Below are 20,392 nucleotides of genomic sequence, written 5' to 3'. Positions count from 1 at the left end.
CTCTCTCCTGTCAAAAATGTGATTGCGATTTGAAACGCAATTCTTGTGCGACTGGTGCAGTGGGTTTACGGACGCGTCAACCGCAATTTCGCTATAAATGGAGAGGACCATCATGGCCGAGGCTTACATCATCGACGCAGTGCGCACCCCGCGCGGGATCGGCAAGCAGGGCAAGGGCGCGCTGGCCGCCGAGCATCCGCAGCATCTGGCCGCGACGGTGCTGAAGGCGATCAAGGAGCGCAACAATCTCGACACCGCGACGGTCGATGATGTGATCTGGTCGGTCAGCACGCAGGATGGGATGCAGGCGGGCGACATGGGCCGCATGGCCGCGCTCGATGCGGGCTTCGACATCACCTCGTCCGGCACCACGCTGGACCGTTTCTGCGGCGGCGGGATCACCAGCGTCGCGCTGGCCTCCGCGCAGGTGATGAGCGGGATGGAAGATTGCGTCATCGCCGGCGGCACCGAGATGATGAGCCTCACCGCCGCGATGTCGCAGGAGAAGATGCGCGCCGGGATCAAGCCGCCAATGATGGGCAGCTATAACGAGCGGCTTCAGAAGGTGCACCCGCAGTCGCACCAGGGCATTTGCGGCGATGCGATTGCCAGCATGGAAGGCTTCACCCGCGAGGAGTTGGACGAAGTCGGCTACCGCTCGCAGCAGCGCGCTGCCGAGGCGATGGCCGCGAGCCGCTTCGCCAAGTCGGTGGTGCCGGTGGTGGCCGATGATGGCACGGTGCTGCTCGACCATGACGAGTATCCGCGCCCGCAGACCACCCGCGAAGACCTCGCCAAGCTGGAGCCGGCCTTCCCCAAGATCGCCGATGTGCCGCTGGATGCCGAGGGCACGACTTTCCGCAAGCTGATCAACCAGAAGTACCCTGATCTGGAGATCAAGCACTTCCACCACGCGGGCAATTCCTCGGGCGTAGTCGATGGGGCTGCGGCGGTGCTCATCACCTCGAAGGATTATGCGCAGAAGCACGGGTTGAAGCCGCGTGCGCGCATCGTCGCCACCTGCAACATGGGCGATGATCCGACGCTGATGCTCAACGCGCCGGTCCCTGCGGCTAAGAAGGTGCTGGCGAAGGCGGGCCTCACCAAGGACGATATCGACCTCTACGAAATCAACGAAGCCTTCGCGGTCGTCGCAGCCAAGTTCGTGCGCGACCTCGAGCTTGATTGGGACAAGGTCAACGTCAACGGCGGCTCGATTGCGCTCGGCCACCCGATTGGCGCCACGGGGTCGATCCTGATCGGCACCGTGATCGACGAGCTGGAGCGTCGCGGCGGTCGCTATGGCCTCGTGACGATGTGCGCAGCTGGCGGCATGGCCCCGGCGATCATCGTCGAGCGGGTGGACGGCTTTGTCGACTGAACCGGGGGGTTACGTTCCCGACAACACCCCGGTCGTGATCGGGGTGGGCCAGTATTCGGAGAGGGTGGGCGAGCCGGGCTACGAAGCCCTCTCCTATATGGACCTCGCGGGCCGCGCGCTTGCGGGGGCGATTGCCGATAGCGGAGCGAGTGGGTCGGTGGCGGATGCCATCGACACCCTCGCTGCGATCCGTGCCTTCGAAATGTCTCGGCCTGACCGGAAGCCGCCCTTCGGTGCGGCGGACAATGTGCCGCGCGCGATTGCCAAGCGCGTTGGGGCGAACCCCGCGCGGGCGATCCTGACGACCACCGGCGGGCAGACCAACCAGCAATTGGTGGGCGAATTCGCCACCGCGATTGCGGCGGGTGACAGCCAGTGCGCGGTGATCGTCGGCTCCGAAGCGATCTCGACCGTGCTCGCGCTAACTGCGAAGGGCGAGATCCCCGACTGGTATGAAGCCATCGGCGGCGACTTTGAGGATCAGGGTTTCGGGGTCGAGGAACTCATGGAGCCGGTGCTGTTCATGCACGGCGCGAGCGGGGCAATCCCGCTCTACGCGCTGGCGGAGAACGCGCGGCGGCATAAGCTTGGGCTGGGGCTGGAGGAATACCGCCGGGAAATCGGCAAGCTGTTCGCGCCTTTCACCAAGGTCGCGGCGGCGAACCCGCATTCGGCGGCTCCGGTGGAGCGGACGGCCGAGGAACTGGCGACCGTCACCGACCGCAATCGCATCGTCGCCGAACCCTATCCGCGCATGACCGTGGCGCGCGATCAGGTGAACCAGGCGGCGGCGGTGATTGTCGCGAGCGCAGGTCTTGCCCGCGCCTTGGGCGTGCCGGAGGACAAGTGGGTGCACATCCACGCCGTCACCGCCGCGACCGAGTTGAAGCTCTCGCAGCGGCCCGATCTGGCGGGCAATCCGGCCTCGCTTGCCAGTGTCGATGCGGCGCTGGCGCGGGCGGGGAAGTCGATGGCCGACATGCGCTATATCGACTTCTATTCCTGCTTCGCGATCCCGGTGTTCAACCAGTGCGACCACTTTGGCCTGTCGGTCGATGATCCGCGCGGGCTGACGCTGACGGGCGGGCTGCCGTTCTTCGGCGGGGCGGGGAACAACTACTCGGCCCACGCCATCGCCGAAGCGGTGCAGCGCGTGCGCGGCGACCGCGGCAGCTTCGCGCTGGTCGGCGCAAACGGCGGGTGGATGAGCAAGTATGCGACCGGCATCTACTCGACCGAACCCGCCGATTGGAGCGGCAATGACCGCTTCGCCGTGCTCCCCAAGGCGACCGACAAAGTGCCGGTTGCACGCGAGCCGGTCGATGCCGCAACGGTCGAAACCTACACCATCAACCGCGGCCCCAAGGGTGCCGAGGCGATTTTCATCGGCCGTAGTGACGCGGGCGAGCGGGTGGTGGGCAATGCCGACCTTACGGATGCGGTGACGGCTGAGGCTTTCGAAAGCGGGGAGCCTTTCGGCAAGCGCCTCACGCTTACGCAGGACGAGCGCGGGCGGACGGTGGGGCGCCTCGCCTGACCTTGCGCGAATCGCGCGTTTGCGGTAGATGGTTTCAATTGAAACTATCTCGCCAGCGGGGATTGATACGATGAACGCGCCCACAAAAGACCTCTTCGACAATCCCGCCGGGCTCGACGGGTTCGAATTTGTCGAGTTCTGCGCGCCGGAAAAGGGCGTGCTGGAGCCTGTGTTCGAAGCGATGGGCTTCACCCGCGTCGCGCAGCACCGCTCGAAGGACGTGCATCTGTGGCGGCAGGGCGGCATCAATCTCATCGCCAATTACGAGCCGCGCAGCGCCGCATGGTACTTCGCGCGCGAGCATGGCCCTTCGGCCTGCGGGATGGCGTTCCGGGTGCGTGATGCGGCCAAGGCCTATGCCCATTTGATCGCCCAAGGAGCGGAGCCGGTCGCCAATGATCCCGGCCCGATGGAACTGCGCATCCCGGCGATTCGCGGCATCGGCGGGGCGATCCTGTATCTGGTCGACCGCTATGCCGGCGCGGGCAACGACCTCACCATCTATGATATCGATTTCGATTATCTGCCGGGGGTCGAAAAGCATCCGGTCGGCGCGGGCTTCCACACCATCGATCACCTGACCCACAACGTCTACACCGGGCGCATGAAGTACTGGGCCGACTACTACGAGACCCTGTTCAACTTCCGCGAGATCCGCTTCTTCGACATCAAGGGCGAATATACCGGCCTCACCTCCAAGGCCCTGACCGCGCCGGACGGCAAGATCCGCATTCCGCTCAACGAGGAAGGCGAGGGCGGGAAGGGCCAGATCGACGAGTTCCTCAAGGCCTTCAACGGCGAAGGCATCCAGCACATCGCGCTCATCTGTGACGATCTTCCCGCGTGCTGGGACCGGCTGCAAAAGCTCGGCGTCCCCTTCATGACCGCGCCGCCTGCGACCTATTACGAGATGCTGGAAGGCCGTCTCCCCGGCCACGGCGAAGATGTGGACGCGCTGAAGATGCGCGGCATTCTGCTGGATGGCACCACTGAGGGCGGCTCGCCTCGCCTGCTGCTGCAAATCTTCGCGCAGGCGCAGGTCGGGCCGGTTTTCTTCGAATTCATCCAGCGCAAGGGCGACGACGGCTTCGGCGAGGGCAACTTCAAGGCCCTGTTCGAAAGCATGGAGCGCGACCAGATCATCCGCGGTGTGCTCAATGTCGAGGAGCCGGCCGAATGACCCACCCCGTCAACCTCGCCGGAATCCACCACGCCGCCTATCGCTGCAAGGACGCGAAGGAGACGGTGGAGTGGTACGCCCGCGTGCTCGGCATGACCTACACCACCGCCTTTGCCGAGGATCATGTGCCCTCGACGGGCGAATATGACCCGTACATGCACATCTTCCTCGACGCGGGGAACGGCAACATTCTGGCGTTCTTTGAACTGCCGAACCAGCCGGAGATGGGCAAGGACCCGAACACCCCGGCATGGGTGCAGCATCTGGCGCTGAAGGTGCCTTCCGAGGAAGCGCTGCTCGCCGCCAAGGCGCATATCGAGGCGCAGGGGATCGACGTGCTCGGCCCGACGCATCACGGCATCTTCAAGTCGATCTATTTCTTCGACCCCAACGGGCACCGCGTGGAACTGGCCGCGGATATCGGCACGGCGGAGCAATATGAAGAACTCGCCCGCGTCGCGCCGGTGATGCTGGAGGAATGGTCCGCGACGAAGAAGGCCCCGCGCCACGCGGATTGGCTGCATGAACTGGCGCGCAAGGAACACGCAGCGAAGGCCTGATTCTCCCCTCCCCAGCGGGGAGGGGTCGGGGGTGGGGGCTCCACGGTGATGCCGTAGAGCGAGCAGTCGGACGTCGAACCCCCATCCCCAACCCCTTCCCCAAGGGGACGGGGCTATGTCTTTTGATCCAGCGCAAAGCGCGTCAGCCACGTCTCCCCCACTTTGGGCCATCCAAAGAAGGGGGAATCGGCCCATGCGTATTCTGTTCGTTCATCCCAATTATCGCTCCGGCGGGGCCGAGATCGCAGGCACTTGGCCACCCGCATGGGTCGCCTATCTCTCTGGCCCGCTGCGCCGCGCCGGCTTCGACGACATCACCTTCATCGACGCGATGACCGAAGGCCTGAGCGACGAGGAACTGGCGGCGCGGATGGAGGCGCTCCAGCCCGATCTGGTTGGCACCACAGCTATCACGCCGAGCATCTACGCCGCCGAACGCGTGCTGGAAGTCGCCGCCTTGACCGTGCCACGCGCAGTGCGGGTGTTGGGCGGCATCCATGCGACTTTCATGTACACGCAGGTGCTCGCCGAAGCTCCGCATATCGACGTGATCGTACGGGGCGAGGGCGAGGAGATTGCGGTCGAACTGTTCACCGCCATCGCCGAGGGCCGCTGGCCGCAGGATGCGCGCCAGATCAAGGGCCTCGCCTATCGCGACGGCGACAAGGTCATCGCCACCGAAGCCGCCGACACGATCAAGGACATGGCCTCGATCAAACCCGATTGGGACATCCTCGACTGGAACCAGTACACCTACATCCCCTTGGGCACCCGCGTCGCCATCCCCAACTTGGCGCGCGGGTGTCCGTTCACCTGCTCCTTCTGCTCGCAGTGGAAGTTCTGGCGCGACTATCGGGTCCGCGACCCCAAGGATGTGGTCGACGAGATTCAGGAGCTCCACGAAAAGCACGGCGTCGGCTTCTTCATTCTCGCGGACGAGGAACCGACCATCAACCGCAAGACCTTCATCAAGTTCTGTCAGGAGCTGATCGACCGCGGCCTGCCCGACAAGGTGAAGTGGGGCATCAACACCCGCGTCACCGATATCTACCGCGACAAGGAATTGCTGCCCTTCTACCGCAAGGCAGGCCTCGTCCACGTCAGCCTCGGCACCGAGGCGGCGGCGCAAATGAAGCTCGACCGGTTCAACAAAGAAACCAAGGTCGAGGAGAACAAGGAAGCGATCCGCCTGCTGCGCGCCGCCGACATCTTCGTCGAGGCGCAGTTCATCGTTGGGCTGGATAACGAGACGCCCGAAACGCTGGAGGAGACCTTCCAGATGGCGTGGGACTGGCAGCCTGATCTCGCCAACTGGGCGATGTACACGCCGTGGCCCTATACCCCGCTGTTCGAGACCCTGAAGGATCAGGTCGAGGTTCACGATTTCAGCAAGTACAACTTCGTCACCCCGATCATGAAACCCGCCGCGATGGAGCGCGGGGAGCTGCTCAACGGGGTGATGAAGAACTACCGGCGGTTCTACATGAGGAAGGCGCTGTTCCACTATCCGTGGCGGGGCACGGGCTTCCGGCGGCGCTACCTGTTGGGGTGCCTCTATGCCTTCCTGCGAGCGGGCTTCAAGCGCACCTTCTATGATCTCGGCAAGGCGGGATACTGGGGGCCGCAGACCGCCAAAAAGGTGGAATTCCACTTCGACGAAAGCCGTCTCGCCGCTGCTGATGCCGCGACCGATTGGGTGACCAATGCCGACAAGGCCGCGCAGGCGCAGGAACGCCGCGAGGCGGTGCGTGCGCAGATGAAGCAGCGGGGTGAAAGCCGCAAGCGGGATCGGATCAATGTCGAATAGGGCGCGCATTCACGCCCGCCGCCGTCCCGGTGCGCTGATCGGGCCGAATGCAGTGCTGCAAGCGGTGGCGGTGATGGAGGAGCGGCTGGGCGTTGCCGAAACCGCCGCGATCCTTGCCGATGCGCAGATCGAGCGGCTCCCCACGGGCAAGCACATGATCCCCGAGGTCGAGGCGCTGCGCCTCCACCGCTGGCTGGCGCTGCACGATCCGATGGGGGCTTTCCTGATTGCGGAGGAGGCGGGCGCGCGCACCGCCGATTACATCATCGCCAAACGTATCCCGCGCGCGGCAGTGTGGCTGCTGAAGCACCTGCCGGCCGCGCTGGCCGCGCCGCTGCTGATGGCCGCGATCCGCAAGCACGCCTGGACCTTCATCGGCGCGGGCAACTTTGCGCCCGACGGTGCGTGGCGCTTTGCCATTGACCGCAGCGCCGCGGACGACACCGTCCAGCCGCCCGACAGTCTGTTCTTGTGGTACGCGGCGGTCTTCACCCGGCTGTATCGCGTCCTGGTAGCGCCGGACTGCACGTGCCGGATGGCCGAGCCCGAACAGGACTTCCCGCCGCGCCGCACTTACGCGATCATTCGGGCGCCGGGCCGCAACTCAGGCGGATTTCGCTCTGCGCGAGATCATAGGTGATGCGCGAACAATGGCCGATCTGGTCGCGGCCGATGCGGGTCAGCAAGTCAGGCCGGCCTCGCCCCTTGCGGCGGCTGACGAGGATCTGGCTCTTGTCGAAGCGCGGGTCATTGGCACCGATCTCGCCCACCCGTTTGGGTTCGCCATAATCCTCCACCCGCACCGCGAAGCGATCCATCGCCAGATCGCCCAGCAAGATCGGCTCGGCGATGCGCATGATCCGGGTCGGCCGCTCGACTGCGAAGTTCATGATCGCCGTCCCGTCCGATCCGGGCTCGAACCCGCCTTCCTGATGGGTGGCGATGAAGTTGGCGGTGGGCGCGGTGATCAGGTTTTCGGCCCGCTGGAGCGCGAAGATCATCATCAGCTTCTTTGTGCCGACCACCACTTCGGTGCCAAGCCGCGCCTCGGCCTCGCTCCCGCTGCGTTTCATCGGGAAGCGCTGGACGGTTTCCCCTTCCACCGGCGGGGCCAGCCTGAAGGTCACGCGGGCATAGGGCAGGTCGTGGACACCGATCGTGCCGTCCGCCTTGCGCGAGGCGAAGCGTTCCGCCCAGCTGATCGTCTTGGCGACCGGGCCGCCGCCGAAATCGACCAATTGCACCGCGCTCATCCCGTCAACCACAACATTGCCAAAGCGCCAGCCGCGCCGCGTCTCGGCAACCAGTTGCAGCCGTGCGGCGGCGTCACTGTTGATCACCGGCGGCCCGAAGCTGTCGGCATTGACCTCAAGCTGCAGCGGCGTGCCGTTGACCATGACGGTGATGATGTTGTCGCCTTCCAGCACCAGCTCGTCCGGTAGCGGGACGACAGGGACCGCCGCCTGAACCGGCGCAGGCTCCTGTGCGGCAACGGCGTGGGCCGGGCCCGCAAGCAGGAAGGGCAGCAATGACACAAGCAGCGGGCGTACGACCATCCCGCATCAACGCGGCTGGCGGGACAGCGTTCCTACCGCCCGCCGCGCCGCTGCTTGCGTTCAGCCTCGCGCTGCTGGCGGAGCAGTTTCTCGATATCGATCACTTCGGCACGGGCCATCATCCAGCGGATGCTCGCGATGCTCCAGACCAGCGTTGCCGCCAGATAGAGCGCCAGCGCGGCCCAGAATTCCGGGCGACCTTCGACGCTCTCGGCATAGAGGGCAAAGGCAATGGTCGGCACTGCGAACACCGCCATCCACGCGCCAAACTGTGTCCACCCGGCTTTCCCGCGCGGCACGATGGTGAAATTCCATGGCCCGCGCCGGTACATCACGAAGGGCTTGTCCTGTTCACGCATCGCTATCTCCTTCGGGTGCGGCGCCCGGCGGCCTTCCGCGCCGCGGCGCTTCGCTGCGCGCCACCTTCACCCCGCGCCGGCTGAGCGCCTCGCGCAGCAGCACCTCGATCTCGGCATTCACGCTGCGCAGCTCGGCATCGGCGAGCCGCTGGACCGCATCGTGCAGCGCCGGATCGAGGCGCAGGGGGAAGGCTTTCTTGGCGGGCATGGGACGGTCAGTAGAGCGACCCTGCGTTGACCACCGGCTGGGTGTCGCGTTCACCGCACAGCACCACCATCAGGTTCGACACCATCGCCGCCTTGCGTTCGTCATCAAGGTGCACAACGCCGCGTTCACTCAATTGAGCGAGCGCCATCTCGACCATCGTCACTGCGCCTTCGACCAGCTTCTTGCGCGCCGAGATCACCGCTTCAGCCTGCTGGCGGCGCAGCATCGCACCGGCGATTTCCGGGGCATAGGCCAAGTGGGTCAGGCCGCATTCGTCCACTGTGATCCCGGCCACTGCCAACCGCTCGATCAAGGCGGCGCGCAATTCCACGCCCACTTCCTCGTGATTGCCGCGCAAGGTGATCTCAAGGTGCTCGATATCATCATAGGGGTAGCGCGAGCCGATCGACCGTACGGCCGCTTCGATCTGTGCGGTCACGAATTCGCGGTAATCATCGACATCATACAGCGCCTGCGCGGTATCGGTCACGCGCCACACGACTTGCGCTGCCATCTCGATCGGGTTGCCGCGCGCATCGTTGACCTTGATGGTCTGCGAGATGACGTTGTTGGCGCGCACCGCGATCTTGCTGCGGGTGAGCCAGGGCAGCACCCAGCGCAGGCCTTCGTTGCGGTCGGTGCCCTTGTAGGCGCCGAACAGCTGGATCGCGGCGGCTTCATTGGGATTGACCATGTAGAAGCCGCAAAGGATCAGCAGGCCGATAAAGCCGGTGATGATCGCCCCGATCATCCGCAGCCCGTCAACCTGCTCCGGCGCAACGGCGCTGATGAACAGCAACACCGCCGCAGCGACCAACACCAGGCTGACCAGCAACATGACATAGCCGCTTTGGGTCAGGGCCGCGAATTCGCGGCTCCGATTGAGCGCGTAGGGTTCAGCAGAGGACATGACGAATCTCCATGTACGATATAATTAAGATATCATATTTATATCATAGGTTGGGGCCGTCAAGCCGATTTGGCGTGCGCCGCGCCATCATCACTTGGCGGAACCCCATGTTTGGCTGTAGCAAGAGGTTCTGGGGACTTTAGGATCGGGGAGGCAAGCGGCAGTGGAGAGCGGCGACGACAACCCGGCCCCGCCGCGCCCCGTGCTCTTCGTCAGCTATTCCCGAACCGACCTCGTCCACGCCCGCCCGGTGATCGACCTGCTGGAACAGGCCGGGTTCGACGTGTGGTGGGACGGGCGGCTGGAGGGCGGGGAGAATTATCTCCAGACCACCGAACATGCGCTTGAGACATCCGACTGCGTTGTCGTGCTGTGGTCGGCGACCTCGGTGAACTCGCATTGGGTGCGGGACGAGGCGCAGCGTGGGCGGGAGCGGGGGTGCCTCGTGCCGCTGACGATTGACGGGACGATGGCGCCGCTCGGTTTCCGGCAGTTCCAGCTGCTCGATATCAGCAGTTGGGACGGCGCGGCTACCAGCCCTGAAGCGGCCCGGATTCTGGTGGCGGTTCGGGCGAAGGCCGGCGCGCCCATGCCCACGCCCGGGCCTGCCCCTGTCTCAGCCCCACGAGCACCAGCGCCGCCCTTGCCCCCGGCGGGCGGCTTGGCGCTGTCGCGGCGCTCGCTGATGATCGGCGGCGCGGCCGCGGTGGGGGGCGCGGGGCTGCTCGGCGCATGGCAATTCGGGTTGTTCGGCTCACCCGCTTCGGCGGCGATTTCCATGGTGGTGCTGCCCTTCGGCAACGAGACCGGCGATCCCGACAAGAAGTATTTCTCTGACGGGCTGTCACGCGAACTGCGTGCCGTGCTCGCCCGAAACCCGCGGCTCAAGGTGGCAGCGCCTGCGTCCTCCAACGCGATCGAGGGGGAGGATGACTTCGCCATCGGCCGCAAGCTGGGGGTGAGCAATATCCTGCGTGGCGGCGTTCAGCGCGATGCCGAGCGGGTGCGCGTCACCGCCGAGCTGGTCGCGATTGATAACGGGGAGCTGCTCTGGGCCAAATCCTTTGACGGCGCGCTGGAAGATGTTTTCGCGGTGCAATCCGAAATCGCCGAGGCGGTGGCCGTCTCGCTGGTCGCCGAAATTGCGTCGGACGCCGAGGCCAAGCAGTCGCTCGCCGCACAAAGCGAGATTGGCGGAACGCAAGATGTCGAGGCCTATGAGGCCTTCCTGCGCGGCATGGCGCTGTATGATCTGGGCGCCGGCGGGGATTCCAACCGCAGCGGGCTTGCCCAGTTCGACGCCGCCATTGCCGCCGACCCCGATTACGCCGCCGCCCATGCGATGCGCGCGACGATGTTGCTCAACCTCGCGGTCGAAAGCAGCAACGCGGCCGAGACGCGGCGGCTGTTTGCCGAAGCGATCGCCGCCGCCAAACGTGCCATCGCGCTGGAGAAGCGGCTGGCGCAGGGGCACCTTGCGCTGGGCTTTGCGCTCAACAACGGCCAGCTCAATCGTGCTGCGGCCTTGCCATCCTACCAGATCGCCGAGCAGCTGGGGGCGGGCGATGGCGACCTGTTGCGGCAGGTCGCGACCTTCTATTCCTATGGCGCCGAACATCAACGCGCCGGGCAGATAATCGAGACCGCGCTGGAGCTTGATCCGCTCAACGCCCGCGCGTTCCGCTCGGCGGGGTTCGTCGCCCTGCTGGCGCATGATTATCCCAAGGTCATCAGCCGGATGGAGCGGGCGCTGGAACTGAACCCGACCCTCGCCAGTGTCTATTACGCGATGGCGGTCGCGCGGCTGATGCAGGGCGATGCGGCGGGCGCCTTGACGCTGGCGGGCAAGGAGCGCACGCCGATCTTTCGGCTTACTGCCACCGCGATCGCCGCCGCGCGGCTGGGCGATGCGGCGGGATCGGCCAGAGCCTTCGATCAGACCGTCGCCGATTATGGCGATGCCTCGCTCTACCAGCAGGCGCAGATCAAGGCGCAGCAGGGCGACACGGCGGCGGCGCTGGCGCTGCTTGGCCGCGCGATTTCCGAGGTCGATCCGGGCCTGCTCTGGGCTCCGAATGACCCGCTGCTCGATCCGTTGCGCGGCGAGCCGGCGTTCAAGGATTTGCTAATCCGCCTTGGGTCATGATAGCTTCCCGCCCGGCCCAGATGGGGGCGGCAATAGGGGAAATCCGATGAAGAAGATCATGACTGTAGCGGCCTTGGCCGCAGGCGCGCTGGCGCTGTCGGCCTGCGGTGCCAAGAAGGAAGAAGCTCCTGTGGCCGAGCCGACTGCCGAGGAAATGATGGCACCGGCCACCGAAACTCCGGCAGCGGACGATGCGGCCGCGGCGGCCGAAGGGCTCGATCCGACCGGCAACCCGATCGGCCCGGGCGCCCCGGCAGCGGCCTCCGGCGAGGCTGAAGCCGCAACGGAGTAATTGAACGGCGTCCCCTTGCGCGCATGATTCCTGTGAAACAGCGCGCAAGGGCGACCCTAAGGCCTGCCGGTGCCTGGCAGGATCGAATTGAGCCAGCGCTGCACCAGCGGATGGGCAATCCGGGTGAAGCGGCTCGGCACGCTGGTCCGCCCGCACTTCACCCCGGCGCTCACCACACCCAGCAAAGTCGGCACGCCGCCCGCGTCACCATAGGTGATCAGCGGACCGCCACTGTCGCCAAAGCACGCCTGCTCGCCGCGCGCGCCGGCAGCGCAGAGCACCGCGTCGCGGCGCGTGTCACGGAAGCTGGTGAGACGGGTGCAGCTGTCCAGATCGCGCAGTTCCAGCCGCGCCCCGCGCAGTTCCTCAGGCGGGGCGCCGCCTTCCAGCGCGGTGCGGCCCCAGCCAAAGGTATAGGCCGGCATCCGTGCCCGGATCGTGCGGGTGGTGATAGGCTGCGGGTCGAGCCGGATGCGCGCGATCGGATAGACTTCGCCGCCCAGCTTCTCGCCCTTGGGATCATATTGCACCAGCGCGACATCGAAAGCGAAGGTCGACGGCTGGAAATCGGGATGCGGGATCACGCGCAGGATGCGGTAGGTATACCCCTCGTTATCGAGCGGATTGTAGAGGCCCAACCGGATGCGGTGCCCGCCGGTCAGCACCGGGACCCCGCCCTCATCGGTCAGGCAATGCGCGGCGGTCAGCACCCAGCCGGTGCGGATCACTGCGCCGCCGCACAGCACCCGCTGGGCGGGGGTCAGGCGCTTACGGCCCAATTTTTCGGGACGCCACAGCAGCGCCTGCCACGGCGCATCGCCGGCTTTGACCGCAAAGCCATCGATCACCGCCACCACCTGCACGCAGATGGTATCGGTATAGATCACGCCGCGAAATTCGACTGTGGTGGTGGTGCAGGCGCGCTCGTTCTCTTCCGCTTCCTTACGCAGGCGTTCCTCCTCGGCGATCCGGCGCTGTTCAGCGATTTCCTCGGGGCTGAATTCCGGCGGAGACAGATCGCCGCCTGCCACCAGCAGCGGCGCGCCGGGATCAGTGCGGATCGCTTTGCGAAGGCCCGAGCAGCCGCTCGAATAATCGGCGTCGCACAGAGCTTCATACAGGGCGAGTGCGCGCGGCTGGTCAGTGGGCAGGACCGTGCCGGACCACAGCGCGTCAGCCAGGTTCGCGCAGGCGCTGTTCGATCCCGCCGCGCAGGCCGCGGTGTAGAGCCCATCGATCCGCGCCGGATCGGCGGCAGTGCGGGCTTCGTCGCTGCCGTTCTCGGCCTGATCAAGCGTCAGATTGCCCGCGGTCTCGCACAGCTCCTGCGCCTCCTCCGCATTCCCGGCAGTCAGGCACGCCGCGCTCAGCAGTTCGATCCCGCGCGGCAGGTCCTCCAGCGGGCCGCCTTGCCGGACGTATTGCTTGCCGATTGCTATGCAGGCGGTGCGCTCCCCAAGCTCGCAGGCAGCGCGCTGGGCAGGCTCGTCACGGACAGCTTGGGCGGCGTCGCAATGATAGGGCGTGAGCTCGCAGGCGCGCTGATAGAACGCGATGCCCGCTTCGCGCGCCTCTGGCCCGATGCCATTGCGCAAAGCCCGCTTGCCAATCTCCTCACAGGCCCAGGAATCGCGCGCCCGGCACGCGAGTGATTGGTATTCGCGGGCGCGCGGGCCGAAGCCGCCTTCGACCCCGATCCAGTGGCGCACCGCATCGCCGCAATCCCGGCTCTCGCCCGCGCGGCATTGGCGGTCGAGCAGGGCAAGGCCCTCGGCCTGTTCCTCGGCGCTGCGATCGGAGCGCATCAGTTCGGCGGCGAGCGTATTGCAGCTCGGCGCGCTCCCGCCCGCGCAGGTCGCGCGGCGCAGCGCCAGCGCGGCGTCAGGATCGGAGACGCCCGTGACGCCGGCCTCCAGATCATTCGCCTGCGCATCGCACCCGGAGCCTGAACCCAGCTCGCAGGCGCGCACGAACAGCGGCGCGGTTTGGCTCCAGTCGCGGCGGTCATCGGCAAAGCGCAGCAGCTTGCCGAGCCGGTAACAGCCTTCTGCCGCCGCGCCCTCGCACGCCTGACGGTAGAGCAGTTCCGCCACGGGTCGGTTCTGCGGACGGCCATTGCCCGTCTCGAAGGCGGTGCCCAGTGCGGTGCAGCCGGTCAGGTCTCCGGCATCGCAAGCGGCGGCGAAACTGTCAGCCACCTGGGCTTCGCGGGTGAGGGTTTCGGGCGACTTGCCGGTATAGGCGCGTTCGAACCCGGTGGTCGGATAGAGGCGCGGGATCGGCGCATCTTGGGCCGCAACGGGCGAAGCCGCTGCGAGCAATCCGGTCAATATCGCGCCCCACAGCGCCGCGAGAGATTTGCGCATCGAAAAGCTCCCCCAAGCTTGCGCAAAGACTGCGCTTTTCCCGAAGGATCGTCAAACCTTCCGTATCGGCGCTTGTAAGCGGGCGGGGCGTGCGATTAAGCACGTTGCCATGCCTGCGGCTGCGCGCGGGCGGGAGACGCCGCGCCTCATGCCTTCCCATCTGCCCGCCCGGATTCATGACAGCTGGCAACCGCATCTGGCGCTGGGCATCACGGGTCACCGCGCCTCCAACCCTTCGTACCGCGCCCATGCGGCGGCGATTGCGGCTGCGCTCGCCGCGCTGTTCGCCCGGATCGAGACGATTGCCGACAGTCTGCCGGGAGCCCGGGGGGCGGTGCGGCTGCACAGCCTGATGGTTGACGGGACGGACCAGGTCGCCGCCGAGCTGGCACTGGCGCAGGGCTGGGAGCTGGCGGTGCCGATGCCGTTCGGCGCGGGGCTCAACTGCGCGATCAACGCCCACCCTGAAACGCTCGCCGATGCCGATGCGCTGTTGGCGGGCGGTATGGCGAGCGACCCTGCGGTCGAGGCCAAGGCCGCCGCAATCCGCGCTGTCACCGCGCGCGCCTGCCTGTTCGAACTGGCTGACCGCGATGCCGAGGTCGAAGCCCTCTGGCGCGCGGTGATCGCCGACCCAGACAACCGCGCCGCCGCACGCGCGTTCGAAGCGCTGGCGTCGGACAATGTCGCGCTGGCGGGGCGGGTGATGATCGAGCGGACCGATCTCGTCATCGCAGTGTGGGACGGCAAGGTCGCCAATCTGCCGGGCGGGACGGGGCACACTGTCGTCGCCGCGCTCCAGATGGGGACGCCGGTGCTGCTGATCGATCCGGCTGCGCCCGAGGCCTGGCGCATTCTCACCCGGCCCGAAGAACTGGCCCAGCCCGATTGCGACGGCGCGCCCGATAGTGCCCGGCTGGAAGCGATCATCCGCGCCGCCGTGGTGGTGGAGGACTGGAGCCCGGCCAACCTCGCCAAGGAACAGTGGCGCCCGCACAGCTCGCGCGCCTTCGGCCTTTATCGCCGGGTCGAGCGGATGTTCGGCGGCGGGGGCAGCCCGTTCGCCTCGCTCAAGACCGCCTATGAAGCGCCCGATGCCATTGCTACCGGTAGCGGCGCGGGCGTGATGGCGGCGGCGCAGACCATGCCGGGCGGCGATGCGCAAGTGACACGCCAGCTGGCCGAGGATGTGCTGCCACTATTCGCCTGGGCCGATGGTATCGCGAGTCGCCTCGCCGATGCCTATCGCAGCGGGATGACGGTCAATTTCGTGCTCGCCGCGCTGGCGGTGATGATCGGGATCGCGTTTCTGCCCACCGGGATGGGCGATATCAAATGGGCCTTTGCGCTGGTCGAGCTGCTGCTGCTCGGCGGGATTCTGGTGATGACAGCGGCGGGATCGCGGCTGGGCTGGCACCGGCGCTGGTTCGCGATGCGCCGCGTGGCCGAATACCTGCGCCATGCGCCCGCGCTGCTGCTGCTGGGCATCGCACGGCCCACCGGACGCTGGGCGCGCAGTGGTGACGGCGCCGAGTGGCCCGAACACTTCGCCCGCCATGCGCTGCGCGATGTTGGCCTGCCGCAGGTTCAGGTGACGCGCGACTATCTGCGCGCGGGGCTGACCGGCGTTGTCCTGCCCCATGTCACCGCGCAGGCGAGCTACCACGAGGCTAAGGCCCACCGGCTGGAGCGGGTGCACCACCGGCTCGATAAGGCGGCGGAGACCTGCTTCGCGCTCGCGGTCGCATCGGTGGTGGCCTATCTGGCGCTGAAGGGCGCGGGCCTTGCCGGGATCGTGTCCAAGCACCTCGCGGCTGATTGGTCGCCGTTCTTCACCTTCTGCGGTGTGACCTTCCCGACGCTGGGCGCGAACCTTGCCGGGATCCGATACTTCGGCGATTTCGAACGCTTCGCCGCGATCTCGCAAGTGGCGGCGGAGAAGCTGCGCGAGATCGAGGCGCGGATCGGCCTGCTGCTATCAGGCGCGCCCGCCGCGCTGACCTATGGCGCGACGGCCGATCTGATCCATGCGCTGGATGAAGCGGTGGTCGAGGAAATCGCCAGCTGGCAATCGGTGTTCGGCGCCAAGCATCTGGCGCTACCCGCCTAAGGCGCGCCACGGCATCAGACCAGCCCGATCCTCTGGGCGGCGCGGCTCACCGCGGCGCGCAGCAAGGGGGCGCTGGGCTGCGCGACCGGATCATAGGCGGGCAGGCCGACGCGGCGCAGCAGCGGGTTGAGGCTCAGGGCATCGGCAATCGCGCGGCTCTTGCGGCTTTGCCACGTCACCGACAACGAGATTGAAGGCTTGAAACCGGCTTGGATCCAATGCGGCGCGGCATAGGGGACGAAAAGCGCGTCGCCCCGCGCCAGCGTGTGCTGTTCCCCCAGCGCCGCGTAATGATGCTTCCATTCGAGCAAGTTCTGGCCCGTGCGATGATAGGCTTCACGCCGCGCCAGATCGAGGAAAGGCGGAGCGGGCGGATAGGCGGCCAACACCTTGTCCCCGGCAATCTGGAACAGGATGCTATATTCGGCATCGAAATGGTAAGGGGTGTGGGCGCCGGGTGCGCAGATGAAGACGAAGCCCTTGAAGTTGCGCAACGCCTCGGTCGCTGAGCCGATGACGGGGGCAATCTCCCCCAGCAGCCGTTCGAGCAAGGCGCGATAGGCGGGCAATTGCTCGATAGAGCGTAGCATGATCCATCCCGAGCCCGCGCCGCCAGCCGCAATTGCGTTGGCGAGGTGCGCGTCACTGTCCAGCACACGAAAAGCCTCGCCATTGCTGGCATTGTGAACGCGCCGTGCGACATGCTGGCGCGGCAGCGTGCGCGCGGCCTGAGCCAGCGCTGGGTAACTCAGCAGGCTCTCGGCAGCGAGGTGATGGCGCAATCGTCCCGGCTTGCGCGGAAAACGCGCGCGCAAATGGGACAAGGAGGTGGGGTCAATCAGCGACATGAATGCGGCCCTGTCAAAGAATTCCCGGATTGATAACAAGTATTTATCCGGATTCCGTGAAGGCCTCGTTAACGCAAATTGCCGCCCTGCATACCGAGCTTGCGGCTCAGTAGCCGCTGGCTTGCCCGTCCTTTCGCATTTCGGTCGCACCGGTATAAACGCCGCTCACCGGATCGCGCACGATCGCCTGATAGCCGCCGAAGGGGATGCCGGTGCCCTCCACTTCAACATTGTGGCCCATCGCCCGCAACGCCTCGACCGTCGCCGCCGGGATGCCGGGTTCAAGCTGGAGCACGCCAAGCATATCGACCGGCGCGGTGTCGGCGGGGCTGCCCGCCAGCGCGTCGGTCGGCTGGCGCCCGCCATCATGGTGCAGCCGCGCCGCATCGCCTGCTTCCTGCAGGTTCATCCCGTAATCGACGAGGTTGATCAGCACCTGCACATGGCCCTGCGGCTGCATCCCGCCGCCCATCAGGCCAAAGCTCATCCACGGCTTGCCGTCCTTGCGGATGAACGCCGGGATGATGGTCTGGAACGGGCGTTTGGCCGGGGCATAGGCATTGGGGTGCGCGGGATCGAGGCTGTATAGCTCGCCCCGATCCTGGAACATGAAGCCGAGCCCGTCGGCCACCAGCCCGCCGCCCATGCCGCGATAGTTTGACTGGATGAGGCTCACCATCATCCCGTCCTTGTCGGCGACGGTGAGATAGGTGGTGTCGCCCGGCCCCTCCAGCTTGGGCGCGATCAGCGCGCCGGGTGTGAAGGCGGGGGTGGCCTTCGCGGGGTCGATCAGAGCGAAGCGCTGCTTGCCGTATTCGTCTGAGAGCAGTTCTGCGGGCGCGCGGGCGAAGGCCGGATCGGCATAGAAGCGGGCGGCATCTTCAAAAGCAAGGCGCTTGGCCTCGGTGATATAGTGGATCACCTGAGGGCTGCCGCGCTCCCATTGGCTGAGGTCGACGTTCTTGAGGATGTTGACCATCTGGAGCGCCGCGAAGCCTTGCGAGTTCGGCGGCAGTTCGCACAGCTCGTAACCCTTGCGGTATTCCACGCAGGCGACATCGACCCACGTGCTGTCATGCGCAGCAAAATCGGCGAGGGAGAAGGCGCTGCCTTGCCGCTGGAGGTAATCGACCATCGTGCGGGCGGTTGCGCCCGCGTAGAATTCATCGCGGCCGCCTTTCGCAATGCGTTCCAGCGTGTTCGCCAGATCAGGGTTGCGGAACATCTCGCCTGGGCGCGGCGCGCGGTCTTCCTTGAAATAGGTCGCGCGGGCATTGGTGAAATCAAACGGCGTAGTGGCGCGCTGGCGTTCGTAGTTCTTCAGCCCGCGCTCCATGTACATCGCGATCACCGGGGCGACTGGGTGGCCTTCGCGGGCGTAGCGAATGGTCGGGGCCAGCACGTCGGCCATCGGCAGCTTGCCGAACCGCGCGTGGAGATCGAACCATGCATCGACGGTGCCGGGGATGGTGACGGGCAGCACGCCCACGGGGGGCAGGCTGGTCGCGCCGGCGGGCAGCTTGGCCTTGAGTTGATCGAGTGTCTGCCCCGCAGGCGAGCGGCCCGATCCGTTGATGCCGATCAGCTGGCCGGTCTTGGGATCATGGACAATCGCGAACAGATCGCCGCCGATCCCGTTGCCGGTCGGCTCCATCAAGCCGAGCGCCGCGTTGGCGGCAATCGCTGCATCGACCGCAGAGCCGCCCGCTTTCAGAATGTCGAGCGCGATCTGGGTCGCCAGCGGATGGGCAGTTGCGGCCATGCCGTTGGGGGCGACCACCGGACTGCGGCTCCACTGCGCTCCCACCGGGCGCGCGCCGGGGCCGATCCCGGCGGTGGCCTCGGGGGTGCTGGTGGCAGGGTTGGCTGGTGCATCCTCTGCCAAAGCGGGGGCGGCGAGAAGGGCGGTTGCGGCGAGCAGCAGGGGGGCGCGTTTGATCATGGGGCCGCACCCTAAGCCGCTCGTCGCTCTGCGCAAGGCTGCTCGGCTCAACCCAGCAGCATCACGTTCATCAGCCGCCCGGGGACCGCGAAGGCGGCAATGCCGGGGATCATCAGCGCGGTGAGATAGGTGCGCACTAGGTGGGCCTTGTGCGCCCTGATATCGCCCTTGCGCGCCGTCGACATCACCTTCCAGGCGGCATGGAAGGTCAGCGGTACGAACAGGTGAATCCAGCTGAAGGTGCCGCTTGTCTGGATGAAGATCGCGGTGGTGGCGGTGATCAGCATCAGCACCAGCCAGACCTTGCCCAGCTGCTTGTGCAGCGGCGTGCCCTTCCGCGCCAGCATCAGCCAGCCGCCGAGCGGAATCGTCGGCAGGACGGCAGCGACGTGGAGGATGATCGGCAGCTTGGCATAGGCCTCGATGCCCTCGACCATGCCGAGCGCCGCCTTCCCCAGTGACACCACCACCGCAAAGCACAGGGTGAAGCACGACAGGCTGATGGCGGTGCGGGCGACCGGGCCGATATCGAAGCTGGCGGAAGCGGGACGGCGGACGGCGAAGGGCAGGGTGATGGTGGTCATGGCGGATCTCCTGAAGGGTGCAAGGTGGTTGCTGAGGTCAGGATGCCGCCGGGCCATTCGCGGGCAATCGCCCTTGCGCCAATCGCGCAGGCTGTGCGTGAATTGGCCGGAAAGCCGGTGCTTTGCCACTTTACGAAGCGCGAATGGGCAGTCAGACCAGCGCCATGAACGCTCAACCGGCCTCACCGCGACACGCGCTTTTGCGCCGGATCATCATCGATCTGGCGGCGATGGCCGTGATCGGGGTGTTCCTCGCCATCATCGGTCCGTTCGGCAGTATCGCCGCCCCACTGGCCGAGCGGCTGGTGACGTGGATCGGCTTCGCATGGCTCGGCTATGCCTGCTACCGCCCGATGCAGAGCGTGGCGAGCTGGGGGTCGCGGGTGCTGGCCTTGCCGCGCTGGAGTATGCTGGCGGCGACCTGTCTGGTGGGTACAGTGCCGATGACGATCGCGGTGCTCGCCATCAACCGGGAGCCGTTCGGCACGCTGGGCTGGCCCGGGCTTGAGGTGGTGATGGGCACCTATTTTTCGGTGCTGGTGATCGGCGGTGCGATAACGGTGCTGTTCAATCTTGTGCAGGGCCCGCGCGAGGTGACTGCGGTGC

The 20,392-nt window shown here is 66.3% G+C and carries 17 protein-coding genes and 1 pseudogene; 10 read left to right on the top strand and 8 right to left on the bottom strand.

The genetic code is table 11. The features are described 5' to 3' along the window. Nucleotides 1-112: 112 nt before the first annotated feature. From GVM20_RS12975 to bchJ, 6 genes are all read left to right on the top strand, one after another. A complete protein-coding gene (locus GVM20_RS12975) occupies nt 113-1,381 on the top strand; it encodes an acetyl-CoA C-acetyltransferase (protein WP_166547617.1) in 1,269 nt (422 codons plus the stop codon). Beyond that, nucleotides 1,371-2,918, top strand: a complete 1,548-nt coding sequence (locus GVM20_RS12970) for an acetyl-CoA acetyltransferase (protein ID WP_166547616.1) — start codon at nt 1,371-1,373, stop codon at nt 2,916-2,918. Before GVM20_RS12975 ends, GVM20_RS12970 begins: the two co-directional genes overlap by 11 nt. Before the next feature lie 70 nt (nt 2,919-2,988). Beyond that, complete coding sequence (gene hppD, locus GVM20_RS12965; protein ID WP_166547615.1) at nt 2,989-4,098, top strand: 4-hydroxyphenylpyruvate dioxygenase; 1,110 nt, start codon at nt 2,989-2,991, stop codon at nt 4,096-4,098. Beyond that, nucleotides 4,095-4,658: a VOC family protein gene (locus GVM20_RS12960; RefSeq protein ID WP_166547614.1), complete on the top strand. Its 564-nt coding sequence runs from the start codon at nt 4,095-4,097 to the stop codon at nt 4,656-4,658. The genes hppD and GVM20_RS12960 overlap by 4 nt, the downstream gene beginning before the upstream one ends. Nucleotides 4,659-4,851: 193 nt before the next feature. Continuing rightward, nucleotides 4,852-6,465: a magnesium-protoporphyrin IX monomethyl ester anaerobic oxidative cyclase gene (gene bchE / locus GVM20_RS12955; RefSeq protein ID WP_166547613.1), complete on the top strand. Its 1,614-nt coding sequence runs from the start codon at nt 4,852-4,854 to the stop codon at nt 6,463-6,465. After that, nucleotides 6,455-7,105, top strand: coding sequence for a bacteriochlorophyll 4-vinyl reductase (bchJ, locus tag GVM20_RS12950; protein ID WP_166547612.1), 651 nt, complete (start codon nt 6,455-6,457; stop codon nt 7,103-7,105). Before bchE ends, bchJ begins: the two co-directional genes overlap by 11 nt. On the opposite strand, the gene GVM20_RS12945 is transcribed toward bchJ, so the two are convergent. The 4 genes from GVM20_RS12945 to GVM20_RS12930 are packed head-to-tail and all read right to left on the bottom strand — an operon-like array spanning nt 7,047 to nt 9,498. Continuing rightward, nucleotides 7,047-8,021, bottom strand: a complete 975-nt coding sequence (locus GVM20_RS12945) for a hypothetical protein (RefSeq protein WP_234032002.1) — start codon at nt 8,019-8,021, stop codon at nt 7,047-7,049. The genes bchJ and GVM20_RS12945 overlap by 59 nt on opposite strands. Before the next feature lie 32 nt (nt 8,022-8,053). Then, nucleotides 8,054-8,380 carry a hypothetical protein gene (locus tag GVM20_RS12940; RefSeq protein ID WP_166547610.1) on the bottom strand — a complete coding sequence of 109 codons (327 nt, stop codon included), beginning with the start codon at nt 8,378-8,380 and terminating at the stop codon, nt 8,054-8,056. Beyond that, entirely contained in the window at nt 8,373-8,588 is a 216-nt protein-coding gene (locus GVM20_RS12935; RefSeq protein WP_166547609.1) for a type II toxin-antitoxin system antitoxin, read from the bottom strand. The genes GVM20_RS12940 and GVM20_RS12935 overlap by 8 nt, the downstream gene beginning before the upstream one ends. 7 nt (nt 8,589-8,595) lie before the next feature. Further along, entirely contained in the window at nt 8,596-9,498 is a 903-nt protein-coding gene (locus GVM20_RS12930; RefSeq protein ID WP_166547608.1) for an SPFH domain-containing protein, read from the bottom strand. A 163-nt stretch (nt 9,499-9,661) separates the two neighbouring features. Here GVM20_RS12930 and GVM20_RS12925 point away from each other — a divergent pair, with 163 nt between their 5' ends. Both GVM20_RS12925 and GVM20_RS12920 read left to right on the top strand, forming a co-directional pair. Next, on the top strand, nt 9,662-11,644 hold the full coding sequence (locus tag GVM20_RS12925; RefSeq protein ID WP_166547607.1) for a TIR domain-containing protein: 1,983 nt from the start codon (nt 9,662-9,664) through the stop codon (nt 11,642-11,644). 46 nt (nt 11,645-11,690) lie between these two features. Further along, nucleotides 11,691-11,936: a hypothetical protein gene (locus tag GVM20_RS12920; RefSeq protein ID WP_166547606.1), complete on the top strand. Its 246-nt coding sequence runs from the start codon at nt 11,691-11,693 to the stop codon at nt 11,934-11,936. 56 nt (nt 11,937-11,992) lie between these two features. On the opposite strand, the gene GVM20_RS12915 is transcribed toward GVM20_RS12920, so the two are convergent. Continuing rightward, nucleotides 11,993-14,302 carry a trypsin-like serine protease gene (locus tag GVM20_RS12915; protein WP_166547605.1) on the bottom strand — a complete coding sequence of 770 codons (2,310 nt, stop codon included), beginning with the start codon at nt 14,300-14,302 and terminating at the stop codon, nt 11,993-11,995. A gap of 109 nt (nt 14,303-14,411) precedes the next feature. On the opposite strand from GVM20_RS12915, the gene GVM20_RS12910 reads away from it, so the two are divergent. Beyond that, the gene (locus GVM20_RS12910) at nt 14,412-16,412 is read left to right on the top strand and encodes a hypothetical protein (RefSeq protein WP_234032001.1); all 2,001 of its coding nucleotides are present in this window, start codon (nt 14,412-14,414) and stop codon (nt 16,410-16,412) included. 14 nt (nt 16,413-16,426) lie between these two features. Here GVM20_RS12910 and GVM20_RS12905 read toward each other — a convergent pair whose 3' ends face one another. The 3 genes from GVM20_RS12905 to GVM20_RS12895 form a co-directional block, all read right to left on the bottom strand. Further along, nucleotides 16,427-17,260 (bottom strand): transcription factor jumonji, JmjC, encoded by an 834-nt coding sequence (locus GVM20_RS12905; protein ID WP_166547604.1) that lies wholly within the window; start codon nt 17,258-17,260, stop codon nt 16,427-16,429. A 106-nt stretch (nt 17,261-17,366) separates the two neighbouring features. After that, entirely contained in the window at nt 17,367-19,202 is a 1,836-nt protein-coding gene (locus GVM20_RS12900) for a gamma-glutamyltransferase family protein (RefSeq protein ID WP_166547603.1), read from the bottom strand. Between the two features lie 47 nt (nt 19,203-19,249). Beyond that, nucleotides 19,250-19,786 carry a DUF2306 domain-containing protein gene (locus GVM20_RS12895; protein ID WP_166547602.1) on the bottom strand — a complete coding sequence of 179 codons (537 nt, stop codon included), beginning with the start codon at nt 19,784-19,786 and terminating at the stop codon, nt 19,250-19,252. A 164-nt stretch (nt 19,787-19,950) separates the two neighbouring features. Between GVM20_RS12895 and GVM20_RS12890 the strand changes: the two are divergent. Further along, a pseudogene (locus GVM20_RS12890) lies at nt 19,951-20,392 on the top strand (LytTR family DNA-binding domain-containing protein); the annotation flags it as partial.

This window comes from Porphyrobacter sp. SLTP (assembly GCF_009905735.1).
Taxonomy (GTDB): Bacteria; Pseudomonadota; Alphaproteobacteria; order Sphingomonadales; family Sphingomonadaceae; genus Erythrobacter.
The sequence above is the reverse complement of the archived record's forward strand: the minus strand, read 5'-3'. Positions and strand labels throughout refer to the sequence as shown.